13 protein-coding genes and 1 riboswitch are annotated in these 13,705 nt (G+C 60.4%); of the genes, 6 read left to right on the forward strand and 7 right to left on the reverse strand.

Annotated elements, in window-relative coordinates:
* Nucleotides 1-54: 54 nt before the first annotated feature.
* Together CAY35_RS06790 and CAY35_RS06795 are read left to right on the forward strand one after the other, a co-directional pair.
* Nucleotides 55-429 carry a BlaI/MecI/CopY family transcriptional regulator gene (locus CAY35_RS06790; RefSeq protein ID WP_109303894.1) on the forward strand — a complete coding sequence of 125 codons (375 nt, stop codon included), beginning with the start codon at nt 55-57 and terminating at the stop codon, nt 427-429.
* A 180-nt stretch (nt 430-609) separates the two neighbouring features.
* Nucleotides 610-1,215, forward strand: coding sequence for a M48 family metalloprotease (locus tag CAY35_RS06795; protein ID WP_181377516.1), 606 nt, complete (start codon nt 610-612; stop codon nt 1,213-1,215).
* A 27-nt stretch (nt 1,216-1,242) separates the two neighbouring features.
* Here the strand turns inward: CAY35_RS06795 and CAY35_RS06800 are convergent, their stop codons facing one another.
* The 4 genes from CAY35_RS06800 to thiC form a co-directional block, all read right to left on the reverse strand.
* A complete protein-coding gene (locus tag CAY35_RS06800) occupies nt 1,243-2,505 on the reverse strand; it encodes a Dyp-type peroxidase (protein ID WP_109303896.1) in 1,263 nt (420 codons plus the stop codon).
* 60 nt (nt 2,506-2,565) lie between these two features.
* A complete protein-coding gene (locus CAY35_RS06805) occupies nt 2,566-3,144 on the reverse strand; it encodes a copper chaperone PCu(A)C (protein ID WP_109303897.1) in 579 nt (192 codons plus the stop codon).
* 27 nt (nt 3,145-3,171) lie between these two features.
* Nucleotides 3,172-3,789, reverse strand: a complete 618-nt coding sequence (locus tag CAY35_RS06810; protein WP_109303898.1) for a copper resistance CopC family protein — start codon at nt 3,787-3,789, stop codon at nt 3,172-3,174.
* A 225-nt stretch (nt 3,790-4,014) separates the two neighbouring features.
* Entirely contained in the window at nt 4,015-5,859 is a 1,845-nt protein-coding gene (thiC, locus tag CAY35_RS06815; RefSeq protein ID WP_258265682.1) for a phosphomethylpyrimidine synthase ThiC, read from the reverse strand.
* Nucleotides 5,858-5,965, reverse strand: a riboswitch (TPP riboswitch). (Overlaps the previous gene by 2 nt.)
* 158 nt (nt 5,966-6,123) lie before the next feature.
* On the opposite strand from thiC, the gene CAY35_RS06820 reads away from it, so the two are divergent.
* On the forward strand, nt 6,124-7,416 hold the full coding sequence (locus CAY35_RS06820) for a CDP-glycerol glycerophosphotransferase family protein (protein ID WP_109303899.1): 1,293 nt from the start codon (nt 6,124-6,126) through the stop codon (nt 7,414-7,416).
* Between the two features lie 50 nt (nt 7,417-7,466).
* On the opposite strand, the gene CAY35_RS06825 is transcribed toward CAY35_RS06820, so the two are convergent.
* Nucleotides 7,467-8,711 carry a variant leucine-rich repeat-containing protein gene (locus CAY35_RS06825; protein WP_109303900.1) on the reverse strand — a complete coding sequence of 415 codons (1,245 nt, stop codon included), beginning with the start codon at nt 8,709-8,711 and terminating at the stop codon, nt 7,467-7,469.
* Between the two features lie 276 nt (nt 8,712-8,987).
* On the opposite strand from CAY35_RS06825, the gene CAY35_RS06830 reads away from it, so the two are divergent.
* Complete coding sequence (locus CAY35_RS06830) at nt 8,988-9,845, forward strand: hypothetical protein (protein ID WP_109303901.1); 858 nt, start codon at nt 8,988-8,990, stop codon at nt 9,843-9,845.
* A 94-nt stretch (nt 9,846-9,939) separates the two neighbouring features.
* Here CAY35_RS06830 and CAY35_RS06835 read toward each other — a convergent pair whose 3' ends face one another.
* Entirely contained in the window at nt 9,940-10,176 is a 237-nt protein-coding gene (locus CAY35_RS06835; RefSeq protein WP_109303902.1) for a helix-turn-helix transcriptional regulator, read from the reverse strand.
* Between the two features lie 306 nt (nt 10,177-10,482).
* Here CAY35_RS06835 and ald point away from each other — a divergent pair, with 306 nt between their 5' ends.
* Nucleotides 10,483-11,595, forward strand: a complete 1,113-nt coding sequence (gene ald / locus CAY35_RS06840) for an alanine dehydrogenase (RefSeq protein ID WP_109303903.1) — start codon at nt 10,483-10,485, stop codon at nt 11,593-11,595.
* 39 nt (nt 11,596-11,634) lie between these two features.
* On the opposite strand, the gene CAY35_RS06845 is transcribed toward ald, so the two are convergent.
* Nucleotides 11,635-12,687, reverse strand: a complete 1,053-nt coding sequence (locus CAY35_RS06845) for a YeiH family protein (protein ID WP_109303904.1) — start codon at nt 12,685-12,687, stop codon at nt 11,635-11,637.
* Nucleotides 12,688-12,844: 157 nt separating this feature from the next.
* On the opposite strand from CAY35_RS06845, the gene CAY35_RS06850 reads away from it, so the two are divergent.
* Nucleotides 12,845-13,705: an NUDIX hydrolase gene (locus CAY35_RS06850; protein ID WP_109303905.1), complete on the forward strand. Its 861-nt coding sequence runs from the start codon at nt 12,845-12,847 to the stop codon at nt 13,703-13,705.

The raw sequence follows: 13,705 nt of genomic DNA on the forward strand, positions 1-13,705 counted from the left end.
TCTTGTAGAGTTAAGCAAGCAATGAGAGGCAATAACAGGCAAGGAGGTGACCCCATGACGCCCATTCGCGAACGCGGCCAGCTTGAACGCGAGGTGCTAGATCTCCTTCGGGAGAACGTTTCACCCATGAGCGCTCGCCAGCTTCAGGACGCCTTCGACGAGCCAGCACCTGCCTACACGACCATCATGACGGTGCTCGCCCGCCTCGAAAAGAAGGGCCAGGTGACCCGCGGAGGTCCGTCTCCTCGCAAGACCACGTTCCAAGCTGTCCACAGCGACGAAGATGCGGCAAGCCACGGCATGCTCGCAGCACTTGGTCAGGCCAACGACCGCAAGGCCGCCTTGCTTGCTTTCGCAGGTAACCTCGACGCCGCAGATGTAGCCCTTCTCAATGAAGCCTTCAACTCTAAGAAACGCCGCAAATCCTGACATACTGTGCCTATGCTCTGGTGGGTTCTCGCATGCTTCGGCGTCTCTACGCTCCTAGCTTTTGTAGCGCCCATCGTCCTCACCAAAGGACATTGGCATGTGCGACGCCCGCGGCTCGGTCTTTCATTGTGGTTCGGGGCATTCTTCACGGGATTAGGCTTCACCGCGCTTGGTTTGATCTTGAGCGCAAGCGCGGCGGTGTCCACTCCCCCGGAAGAAACTGGGCTCGAATCGCTGGCCCTTTCGCTCCTCGCCTGGATCGGCCTGCTCGCCCTCGGCGCGGTCACGGCTTTGATTTACACGGCAAATGAACCGCTAGTGGAGATCCAGAAGTCCACGGTTTCCCACCTTGAGTCCGCGGGCTACAGCCGCACCCAGCATCGTGATTATGAGCTGATCCTGTTCCACGCCGATGAGCTGCTTGCGTGCGCTGTCCCCCTCAAACGCGCGACTGTGTTCGTTTCCTCGGGACTGCGTGAGGCGCTGACGGATGCTGAGCTCGATGCGGTGATCGCCCACGAGCACGCCCACCTGACGCAACGGCATGGGCTCGCGTTGCGGATCGCGCACGTGAACTCGATTGCTCTTGGCGCGTTTCGGGCCGGCCGTGAGCTGCGCAGGGCTTCGCTCTTGCTGGTTGAGCTAGCCGCCGATGACGCGGCAACTAAAGCCACAAGTTCCGCCGCGCTAGCAGGGGCGCTGACGACGATGGGCACGGAACTTGGTGACGCCGGCATGCTTGCGCGGGCGCACAGGTTGCAGATGCAGGCGGCCGCCGCTACCTAGCGGCGCTTCCGGCCTGCGGCAGGGTGGTTACCCGAAGAGGGTGTCCCCGATGAACCCGCCATCCTTGCAACCTGGCGGGATCGCGAACACCGCGGAGCCGATGTGCGTGATCCATTCGTTGAGCAGGTCGAGGTCATCGAGCCGCTTCTGCAACGGATGGTATTGCGTCACCGGGTTGTGCTGGAACGCAGTGAAAATGAGTCCGGAATCTGAGACCTCAGTCCCGGTAGGGTGCACGTCGTAGTTGTAGACGCGGCGGAAGATCCGCTCGTGTGGATTATCGGAGCGTGCACGGCGGATATGCGCGAACTCCGCGATAACGGGGAAGCCCGCAGCGTTCTTCGCTTCGAAATCCGGCTCGTCGTGTTCTTTATGTCCCGTGAGCGGAGCGCCCGAGGCCATACGCCGACCCACCGACGCTTCGCGGCCGTCGCGGTCCAGACGGTCCCACTTGTCGAGCATCATTTCGATGCGGCGGATCACGAGGCTCGTTCCGCCGTCAAGCCAGGCAGGGTTCTTGTCCGGGCCTTCCCACACGACTGACGCGAAGTCGTCAGTTTCTGGCGCCATGTTGACGGTGCCGTCCAACTGGCCGAAAAGGTTGCGTTGCGTGTGGTTTTCCTTTTGCGATCCGTATGCGCGGCGGAAGCCCTGCTGAACCCACGCGACATCCATAAAGTGGCGCGAGTCTTTGAGCAGCATGCGGGTTGCGTGAGCGACCGTCACCGGATCGTCCGCGGCCACCTGAATCAGAAAGTCGCCCCCGGTCCATTCCGGCTTGAGGGTATCCCGTTTGTATTCAGGCAGCGGCTTGAGCCAGTCCGGCATGGCCTTCGGATCCGGATTGATCCGCTTGACCATCTCGGAGCCAAACCCAAAGGTCACAGTGAGTCGCGACGGATAGAACGCGAGCTCCGGCTCGGTATCTGCCAACGCGCCGGTCCCCTGCGTAAGGCGTGCCGCATCGTCGGTGAGAATGTTGAGCAAACGATAGAGACCGTCGCGGTCCGTTTCTTTCTTGAGGGTGAGCCCCACAAGCGTCTGATGCGCCTGCGGGTACATCTCAACCCCCGCTTGGTGCTTGCCATAGAACGGCAACTTCTTGACGCCCTGAATGACGTCGGCCTCGGCGAGCGCTTCTTTCCTCGCCTGTTGTTCACGGTTGCTTGCAAACGCATCGACGCCGACGACGGCCGCAGCTCCCGCTACGGTTGCGGCTCCCCCGAAGAGCAACGAGCGGCGCGATAAGCCACCCCGACCTTTCTGGTCGTCTTGTTCCGCGCGGGTCATTACGTGCGTTTCCTTTCTATCGACGTCGATGCGTGTGCATGCTGAGGCGGATTGCCTTACTTAGTGATCGCTGTGGTCGTCACCGTGATCGTGGTCGCCATGGTCGCCATGGTCACCGTGATCCATGTCGCCGTGGTCCATGTCGCCATCGTAGTTTTCGTTAGCGCCCGTGAACTCCTTGGCTGGGGCTTCGAAATCGAAGGTGTCGCCATCCGTGGTCTTGAGCGTGATCTTAATGGTGTCGCCTGGCTTGATTTCCTTCTCAAGGCCCATGAACATCAAGTGGTCTGCACCTGGCTCAAGGTTGATGCTCTTGTGAGCTGGAACGACGAACCCGCCTTCCTTCTCCTGCATCTTCTTGGCGCCGTCCGGGGTCTCGATAACTTCGTGTAGCTCGACCTTCTTCGCGTACTCGCTGGACGCGGACTCGATCGTGATGTCTTTATCGGTCTTGTTTTCGATGACACCGAATGCGGCGGTCATGCCCTCGGAAGCCGCCTTGACCCAGGTTTCCTTGGTCGTGAGCGCTTCTTGCGAGCTTTCCTGCTTGGTGTTTTCTTTGGTGTCACCCGAGCATGCTGACAAGCCAAGAACGGCAGCTGCGCTGAGCGCGATTGCGGCGGAAATGCGGCGGTTCATACTGATCCTTTACGAAGAGAGGTTGCCTCAGTTGGTTTTCGTGCCACGGCTGGCGAAGTACCAGATGGCCAGACCCACAATGACCACGCCAGCTCCAGCGGCCGCGATAACCCAGACAGGGACACCGGACTCCTTGCTGGAATCGGCGCCGTCTGCGGCTTCGGCAGCACCGTCGTAGATGCTGCCGCTATCGACGTCCTTTCCTTCAAGGGCAGGAACCTTCGGAGCGTTCGTGACATCACCTACAGAGAACGGAATGGTGCCCGAGATGGGGTGTCCATCCTCAGAGACCACACGCCAGCGGACTTCGTAGTTTCCGTCTGGCAGGTCTTCCGTCAAGGGCTGAGTGACCTTAAAGTCTTTCAACTCAGGGTCAAGGCCCTCGGCGTAGTTCTTCTGTTCAGCGTCTACGACCATGATCATGGTTCCCAGGTCCATCGGGCGGCCCGAGAACTCGAGCGTGATGTTCCCTGGGGATTGATCGAGGGCGGCTTCGCTGGATGGTGTTGATTTGACCAAACGGTCGTGAGCTTGCGCGGGCGATGCGCCAAAGACCGATGCACCGAAGACCGATGCGATGACCAACAACAGCGCGAACGCCACAGCACTCAGTGCAGCAATAGGCCTCGGCAGTGTTCGTGTCATTGCTTTGATCTCTCCCAGTAGCTCGACGAGTTTGGACGTTGTCGTAGTGGGTACGCCGCTTACTCTACAAGATGTAGTAGATAAATTCTATTGCGGAACCCGCAATCACCGCACTTACCCACCCCCTTAAGTATGGACTGCGCCTCGAACGAGACGCAGTCCATACTTAAATGCCCCTCACAGAGCGGGGTTTATGGCGGGGTTACACCGGGGTTGACGAGGGCACTATTCTGCAGCGGGAGCGCCAACCTTCGGAGCCGGCAAATAGACCTTGCCTCCCGAGGCCAAGAACTCTTCGCTCTTCTTCTGCATACCCACCAAGGCTTCTTGAGCCTCCCGGCTGCCGTAGGTATCGCGAATGTCCTGCGAAATGCGCATCGAGCAGAATTTAGGCCCGCACATCGAGCAGAAATGCGCGGTCTTTGCGGGCTCAGCCGGCAATGTCTCATCGTGGTACTCAAGCGCGGTCACAGGATCCAGCCCCAAACCGAACTGATCGTGCCAACGGAACTCAAAGCGGGCCTTCGACAACGCATCGTCACGTTCGGTCGCTCCCGGATGCCCCTTCGCGATGTCCGCTGCGTGCGCAGCGATCTTGTACGTGATGACACCCGTCTTCACGTCGTCACGGTTCGGCAGGCCCAAGTGTTCCTTCGGGGTCACATAACACAGCATCGCAGTTCCGTAACGCGCGATCTCCGTGGCGCCGATAGCCGACGTGATGTGGTCATAACCCGGAGCGATATCCGTGGCCAACGGGCCCAGCGTGTAGAAAGGCGCGCCGTCGCACAGTTCCTGCTGACGCTCCACGTTCTCGCGGATCTTGTGCAACGGAATATGCCCGGGCCCCTCGACCATGACCTGCACGTCATATTCCCACGCACGCTTCGTGAGCTCAGCGAGCGTATCCAGCTCAGCAAACTGAGCCGCATCGTTCGCGTCCGCAATCGACCCCGGCCGCAGGCCGTCACCCAACGAAAACGCGACGTCGTACTGCGCGAAAATCTCACACAACTCATCGAAGTGCGTGTACAGGAAGTTCTCCCGGTGATGCGCCAAGCACCACCCGGCCATGATCGAACCACCCCGGGACACGATGCCGGTAACGCGGTCCGCGGCAAGCGGAACGTAACGCAACAGAACACCCGCGTGCACCGTCATATAGTCCACGCCTTGCTCACACTGTTCGATGACGGTGTCGCGGTAAATCTCCCACGTGAGCGCGTTCGCGTCTCCGTCCACCTTCTCGAGCGCTTGATAGATCGGGACCGTGCCGATCGGGATCGGCGAGTTACGGATGATCCACTCGCGCGTAGTGTGGATGTCGTTACCTGTGGACAAATCCATGAGGGTATCGGCGCCCCACTTGGCAGCCCATTCGAGCTTGGAAACCTCTTCGGAAATGGAGCTTGTCACCGCGGAATTTCCGATGTTCGCGTTGACTTTGACGAGGAACTCCCGGCCGATGATCATCGGCTCAGACTCCGGGTGGTTCACGTTGTTAGGGATGATGGCGCGCCCAGCCGCCACCTCGGTGCGCACCTTCTCGACGTCGCAGTTCTCACGCAACGCCACATACCGCATCTCAGGGGTGATGATCCCCTGCCGCGCATAGTGCATCTGCGTTACGCGGCGGCCTGGCTTTGCCCGCAAAGGAACAGGCCGGCGTCCCTTCCACTCTTGCGAAGCCGCACCGCGGCGTACGGCCGAGCGGCCATCGTCTTCCAGCTTGCGCCCACGGGCCTCGTAGGTTTCCACATCGCCACGTTCGAGGATCCACTGCTCACGCCACGGCGCGAGCCCTTCCTCCGGGACGCTTCCAGGCCCCATCGTGCGGTAAACCTGCAACGGCGGGTTCGGAGTTCCATCTGGCGAATCGAGCTGCGAAATCTCGGTGACGGGAACTCGGATGCCATGTTCCTTGTCTTCGACCCATGCAAGCCGATGCGATTCATACTGTTCGCGTTGCTGGATGTCGGCAGCCGATGTGGTCGCATCCGATGCGGCGGCAGTTTCGGCAGTTTCAATGGTGGACGTTGATTCAATGACGTCGTCAGGGCGCACAGACATAGCGCAATCCTCACTTTCCTACGCCGGTATGACCCGGATCAGGTTCGACGGTCCAAAGCTCACAGCTTTGTCTCAGCCCCTCGCAGGGGCACCCGTATGGATGCTCACCATTCGAACACACTACGCGAGCAGATGCCAACACAGATCACACCCGCGCCAGCCGCCCGTCGCTACTTCACGCTTGTAAGATAAAGGTCATTATCCGGTCACCTAGTTTTCGCCCCTACGTTGAGGGCGTCTACTTTGACGTCTTGCAGGAGATCCGTGGAAAAGCAGCTCAAGAAGATCGCACGCAAAATTTTCAGGTCTAAAGCCTGGAAAGCGAGTAGCCAATGGCTCCGCGGAACCCGCCAATACAACATCGCCGCCAAAGAACACGCAGAATCCGCGGCGCCCGGAGCTCAAGTGCTCGCCTACTTCGGTGACACCCAGGCCAAGCTCTACCAGTTACGCCAGTGGATCCCGGTGCTCGAAGAGCTCAACGAAACCGTGCCTACCGCGATCTTCTTGCGCCGCCCATCGGCCATTAAGGCCGTCGAAGAGATGACAAACCTGCCGATCGTGTACCGCGGAAGCTTCGACCGCATGATCAGCTACTACGAAGAGCACAAGCCCAAGCTGTTCCTCTACGTCAACAACGGCCGCTCAAACTTCCAGACCCTCAGCTACGCGCCAGCCGTGCACGTGCACATCAACCACGGCGAATCAGACAAACTCTCGATGGTCTCTAACCAGGCGAAAGCCTACGATTCCGTCTTCATCGCCGGCCCAGCAGCTTTGCGCCGCCACCGCCGCGCGCTCATCGACTTCGACGAATCGAAGCTGATCTCGGTTGGCCGCCCACAGCTTGATCTCGATTACGAAGACGAGCTTCCAGCCAGCCAGTTGCGCACCATCATGTACGCACCCACCTGGCAAGGCGAAAACGACAACAACAACTACACATCGATCGACTACTACGGCCCACAGATCGTAGAAGCTGCCCTCGCTACCGAAGGCACGCGCCTCATCTATAAACCGCATCCGCGCGTTGCGGGTGCGCGGCAACCAGAGATGCAAGCCGGGCACCAGCGGATCCTTGAGCTGATCGAAGCCGCGAACGCCGACGGCGGCGAACACTTGGTCCTCAACGAGGGCAACATCCTCGCGATGTTCTCCGACGTCGACCTCATGATCACCGACATCTCCAGCGTTGGCCTCGACTTCCTGTACCTCAAAGCCGACAGCCCGATGCTGCTGACCGACCGCCGCACCAACCGCAAACAGCTCACGGATGAATCCCCTATCGCCTCGGCTGTACCGGTGATCGATGCGGACACCGTGGACTCGCTGCCCGAGATGATCGCCGATGCGCTCGCTAACGGCGGCGATAAGGACGCGCGAGCACAAGCCCGTGCGCTGTACTTCGGCGATTACGGCGTCGGCGAATCCCGCGTCGCGTTCATCGAAACCGTCCAGAAGCTCATTGCTGAGCGGGAAGAGAAACTGAAGCACTTCGATGTGCAGCCCACTGCTGCCGAAGCCGCAGACGAAACAGCAGACGAGACCGAAAGCTAAGGCCTCACGACGGTGTCAGGGCACGGCTACGGGGATTAGAACGTGAGCCCTTAGAACGTGAGGAAGTGATCGCGGCTCAAGAAGACGCCGCGCTCCGTCTTCGTGTTCCAGCACGTCAGGCCGTGCATTTCGGAAACGCATACGAAATCACCGTACGTGACAGCTTTATCGTATTCCAGCTTCTGCCCCTTGAAGCCGTCTTCGCAGCCGTCTTCTTCGAAGCAGAACTTTCCCTTGTGTGAGCCGCCGTAGCTTGGCTCTTTGTCCTCCGAACCCAGGTAGACGTATGGGGTTGTGCCCTTATCGGGCTTAGGGTCCGCGGCTACAGGCGCGTCATCTTTCCACGACTTGACGGCACAAATGATCGAATCCTTCGAGTGGTCCTCCGGGTCTTCCGAATTGTCCGTCAACCGGATGTCGCAACCGATGTTGCCGGTCGGGGTGGCGATCGAGGCGATCTTCAGCCCGCTCTTAGAGACCGTCTCGCTAGGCTCCAAGGAACCCGACGGGGCCGCCCCGCGAGCGCCCTGATACGCCTCAGATGGCAGCGGTTCCTTCGGCTTGTCCTCGCCGCCTTGTTCGCCCTCGTCTTCCGAGCTCTCGCCAGCATCTTCCGTGTTGCTAGAGCCCGGCGCTTCAGCGACCGCATCCGGGGCGGTACGTTGAGTGCTCCCACCCAACAAGAACTTACCAGCGAAAACCACGGCAACAATCGCGATCACAGCAACCAGCGCAATGGCCAACCAGGCCCCGCCACGGGGGCGCGGCTGGTCGTCGTCTTCCTCATAGTCAAAGGGTTGGCCTGGGTCGTAAGGCTGCCCTGCATCGTGAGACTGCTCTGGATACTGCTGATGCGGCGGATGTTGCATCAGGTACGGTTGCGGTTGCCCGCTATGACGCGATGCGGCTGAGGCCTCTTCCGCGGCACCCTCTGCAGATACCGGCGGCAAAATCGGAACGAATAACGGCCCGCCACCCGATGCGCCAGGCTCCTGAATCCCAGGCTCCTCGCTAATCGAGTCCGGTAGAGGCGAAGCCGACGCCGGGGGGACAGGCGGAACGGACCATTGCGTCGCATCCGCATCATCCGACGCATCAAGCACATCAGTCGCTGGAGATTCCGACGTAGGAGCCGGAGGACCGGGCACCTCCGAGAGGATCTGCACCACGAGCCCAGTAGGGCAGTTCGGGTGCATGAAAACCTTACTCCTCAGCTCAGGGTGCTCCGTAGCGATACGCACTAGCTCATCAGCAGAAAGCTGCGGATCCTCCAGACGCAAACGCGCTTCGTCCATGTCTCCATCCTCGAACATCACAGTCAAACTATGTTGCCGCCCAACTCTCACTGCTGGGCCTCGATGCAAATACCGATTGTAGAAGGCTAACAAGAGATTCAGGACACATCGCACCCACTAGCTTCTCTAGACGCCGTTGCCTTCTCTAGACGCCACCGCCGCGAGCGTTTTATCGTTGAAAACGCAAGGAGTTGAAATCGCTGGTACCAATAACCCGCTGAAAGACCAGTACGAAACCAAAAGCAATGTCAGTTTCCCCTCCGGGAGGACAGCATCATGAATGGTCACAACCCTCAAACCCCAGGCCCTCAGTCCGCTGGGCAGCAACAGGCAGGATCGAAGCGAGCAACGCCATGGATCGCGGGTATCAGCGCCGCGATCGCCGTCATCGTGCTCGTTGCGGGAATCATCTGGATCACAACCCGCGGCGGAGACGAAAACAAACCGAACCAGCCTTCACCTGAAGCCTCGTCAACCACCACAGAAAGCAACGAGGCCTCAGATAGCACAGGACCTTCGGAGTCCGACTCGCAACCGTCTGCCACGGACTCCGCTTCTGAAAGCCCGAGCGGATCTGAAGAAAGCGAATCCGACGACAGCAGCGACTCGGCCGAGGACCCCGGCACCGGCATCAACGTCCTTGAAGGGAAGCTACCGAAAGCCGGCGATCCCGCCCCAAGCAACGCGATCGACGCGAACCGCACCCGTGAGGACAAAGGTAGCCTCGTCGCCTCGATCCAGGTACCTAGCGGCAACATCGGCTGCAACATCTACAAGCCTGCTGCCGATAACGACCGCATGGGCAACCAGATCATGTGCACCGTCGACTCGTGGAAAACTAACCCACCGGAGCTGTTCGCCAAGAACGTGGAGCACCACTCACCAGAAAACGACGCGCTGGTTGCCATCAACCAAGTCGACCGCACGCCGTACTACGGCACCGGCCTGGTAGGCGATAAGTGCTACAAGAAGGACGTATGCGAAAAGGGCTTTGAGGGCCAGGTTCTCGATTACGGGACCGTGGTGAAGCACGGCGACTACGTATGCCAGTCCGAAAAAGTTGGCCTCACGTGCTGGAACACCAAAACCGGCCGCACCATCTTCATGAGCAAAGACGACCTCCGCGTCTTCTAATTGCTTCAACGCCCGTCATCTATTTGACGGGCGTTGAAGCAACCAGACGCGGAGGTCGTCTGCGGTAACTACCGAAAGCTAATGCTTTAAGCCTTTAGTCGGCAAACTCCTCAGCGAGGGCATCCCTCTCGGCGGCCTCGCGAGTGTAGGCGTACTGACGCTGAATATAGGACTCCAGCTCAGAGCGTTCGATGCGCCAAATGCCGCGACCGCCCACCTTGATGGCTGGCAGGGCACCCGTACGCACCAGCGAACGGGCCTGCTGCATGCTGACGTTCAACTCGTCAGCTACATCTTCAAGACGCAGGAAACGAGGCTGCTTCTTCTCCATTAGGGCTCTCCCTCACGGTCACGGCACCCTGGCAGTCAGGGCTCACCAACAGCTTGAATACGCACGCGAAGAAGCGCTCGCAGAGCGATGTCGGTGCACCTACCAGGTTCTTTCTTGTGGAATTGAATACAGAATAGCACCGTCAGACGCCACCAAGAAAGAGCTAAAGACATAAAAGGGGGACAAAGCGTTCAGATGACACATTGAGGCATCCCCGACTGAACATTACGACCCACCTTAAGGCATGATGTGTGGTAGATCACAGCTCGTTTTGGAGTTAACACCCGCCATCATCCTGGAGTCCACATGCGCATCGGCATCCCCACCGAAGTCCTCAACAACGAATCCCGTGTAGCAGTCACCCCTGCAGGCGTATCCGAGCTGACAGCCGCAGGCCACGAGGTTCTAGTCCAGTCAGGCGCAGGCATCCATGCAGGCCACGCAGACGAAAACTACACCGATGTGGGCGCCACAATCGTTGACGGCGCCGCCCCAGCGTGGGACGCCGAACTCATCCTCAAGGTCAAAGAGCCACAAGCGAGCGAATACGACCTGCTGCGCAAAGACCAGATCCTCTTCACATATCTGCACCTTGCCGCATCGCGCGCCTGCACCGAAGCCCTACTCGAAGCCGGAACCACCGCGATCGCATACGAAACCGTGACCCAAGGCCGCACGTTGCCGTTGCTGTCGCCGATGTCGGAAGTGGCGGGACGCCTCTCCGCACAGATCGGCGCGACGCTGCTGCAGCAGCCAGCCGGCGGCTCCGGAATCCTGATGGGCGGCGTGCCCGGAACCCGGCCCGCGAAGGTCGTGGTGATCGGCGCCGGCAACGCGGGCGAACAAGCAGCGCGCACCGCACAAGGCATGGGTGCCGAGGTCACGATCGTGGACATTTCAGCCTCAAGGCTGCACGACATCGACAACCTCGCGCGCGGCCACATCAAGACGATGGCCTCAACCAAGCTCGCGATCGCTGAGCTCGTGACGGACGCCGACCTCGTGATCGGTTCCGTTCTCATCCCAGGGGCGGCGGCCCCGAAGCTCGTGACGCTCGACATGGTCGCGACGATGCGGCCAGGCTCGGTGCTCGTGGACATCGCGATCGACCAAGGCGGCTGCTTCGAAGGTTCCAAGCCAACCACCCACGACAACCCGACCTACCGCGTCCACGACACCCTCTACTACTGCGTGACCAACATGCCGGGCGCCGTCCCGCAAACCTCAACCGCCGCGCTGACCAACGCGACGTTGCCGTACGTCATGAAGCTCGCGAACAACGGATGGCGCGAAGCGCTGGCAGCTGATGAAGGCTTCGCATCCGGCCTCAACACGCACGACGGGAAGGTCACCAACCGCGGTGTCGCTGAGGCACACGGAATGGACTTTGTTGCACCCGCCGACGTGCTTGCCGGCTAAAGCTCGGCTGGCTGGCTAAAGCTGGGGTGCCGCGCCGAGTTACTTGAGCGCCGGTGCCGCGCCGAGCGCGATGCACACGATCACCACGAGGACGATCACAACGGTCGAAGCCGCACCGAGCACGAGCGGGCGGCCACCGAGCTTGATGAGCGACTTCACGTGAACACCAAGGCCGAGTGCGAACATCGCTGACGCCAGCAGGAACGTTTGCGCGATCTTTGCTACATCCAGCACCGGTTGCGGAACGATATGCAGCGAAGCGATCACGACCATCACGATGAAGCCGAGCACAAACAGCGGCATGATCGGAGGGAGCTTCGTGTCCGCGCCCGCGCCACCGTCTGAGCCGTTCCCTGCGGCACGGCGAGCGCCAAGCGACACAGCTGCGATCATCGGCGCCAGCATCAGGACCCTCGCCAGCTTGACCGTCACGGCCGTCGACAAGATGACCCCGCCTCCCGCGATACCGCCGGCCGCGACCACCTGAGCGACCTCGTGAACCGTACCGCCGATGAACATGCCGGCCGCACCATCGTCATAACCGAGCAACCGAACCAACAGCGGAGCAAGCGGAATCATGAGCGTTCCGCACACCACCACCATCGCGACCGCAGCCGCAACCAGCTCCTGTTTAGCGCGAGTTACACCCTGCATCCCGGCGACCGCCGCGGCACCACAAATCGAGAAACCAGCGGCCATCAGCATCCGCAGATCCTTCTCGATACCAAGCGCTTTGCCAAACCACAGCGTCGCAACAAAGGTAATGGCCACCGCCGCGACAGCGACCACAACCACGCCCCAGCCCAAGCCGATGACCTGCGTGACGGACAGCTGCAGGCCGAGAAGCACAACACCAAGCCGCAAGATCCGCTTGGCGGCAACTGCGATACCGGGGTCAAAGATCGCGGGAACCGGCGCAACATTACGCCACACCGCACCCAGTAGAATCGCGATGAGCATGACCGGGATCGAAGCGTTCAACGCGCCCAATCCGATACACACAGTCCCCACCGCGAACGCGAGCCCAAGCCCCCACCACACCGATGGTTTCGCGGCTGCATTGCCGCTTTGTTGGGCTTGGATCTGGGCCACGTGGCGCTCCTTCGAAGGTGGCGGGCTGGAAGTGTCGCGATCTTCAGGTTAGACCTTGCCTTGTTCTTTCTCCACAGGCATGGTTCATGATTCTGCAAAAGAACTAGACTCAAGCCCATACCCGGCCGAACGGCGGCGACAAGAGAAAGGTTCCGGTGTGACAGGTTCGACTTCCGTGCGAGCTAAGAACTCGGCTTCTGTATTGCTGGTCCGCCCGGCCGCTAAATCTAATAGCGGCGTTGGGGCCGGTAGCGGCGTTGAGGTTTTCGTTCACGTCCGCGCGAACAGCATGGAGTTCGCGCCGGGCGCGGTGGTGTTCCCCGGCGGAGGCGTTGATCCGAGCGATGCGGAAGGAACCGCCTCGTGGAGCTTGCCTGATGCCCTTGCTGCCTCACTGACCGACGACGCCGCGGAAGCTTCCGGTGTCACCGCGGCTGATCGTGGTGAACCGGTCACGCCGCAAACCCTCGTGGCTGCCGCAGTACGGGAAACCTTCGAAGAATGCGGCGTTTTGCTCGCCGAGCCAGCTAACCCGGCCACCGGCACTGAGCTGCATCCCGACAGGGAAGCCCGGCGTCGCGCGCTAGAGGAACACCGCATCGGAATCAACCAGGCCATGACCGCGCTCGATGCCGTCCCCTACCTTGAGAACATCGTGTGCGTTGACCGCTGGATTACCCCGGCGGGGCTACCTAAACGCTATGACACCCGGTTTTTCGCGGCAGTTCTGCCGGAAGGGCAGATCGCAGACGGCCACACGAGCGAATCGGTCGATAGTTTCTGGATCCGCCCCGAAGAAGCGTTGCGCCGCTATAAGGAAGGCACGCTGATGGTCATGGCACCCACATGGGCACAGTTAGAGCGGCTAGCGCGAGCAGAAACCGTTGAGGACGCCCTCAAACCCGCGACCACCGGCGTGACGATGCCAAGCATCACGCGCCAACCCGGCGCTAAACCCCGCATCGAATTCTGGGGCGAAGACGCCTACCGGGAAGCCGGAAAACCGATCTACAGCTAA

The sequence above is a fragment of the Pseudoglutamicibacter cumminsii genome (genome assembly GCF_003143995.1).
In the GTDB taxonomy this organism is placed as follows: Bacteria; Actinomycetota; Actinomycetes; order Actinomycetales; family Micrococcaceae; genus Pseudoglutamicibacter; species Pseudoglutamicibacter cumminsii_B.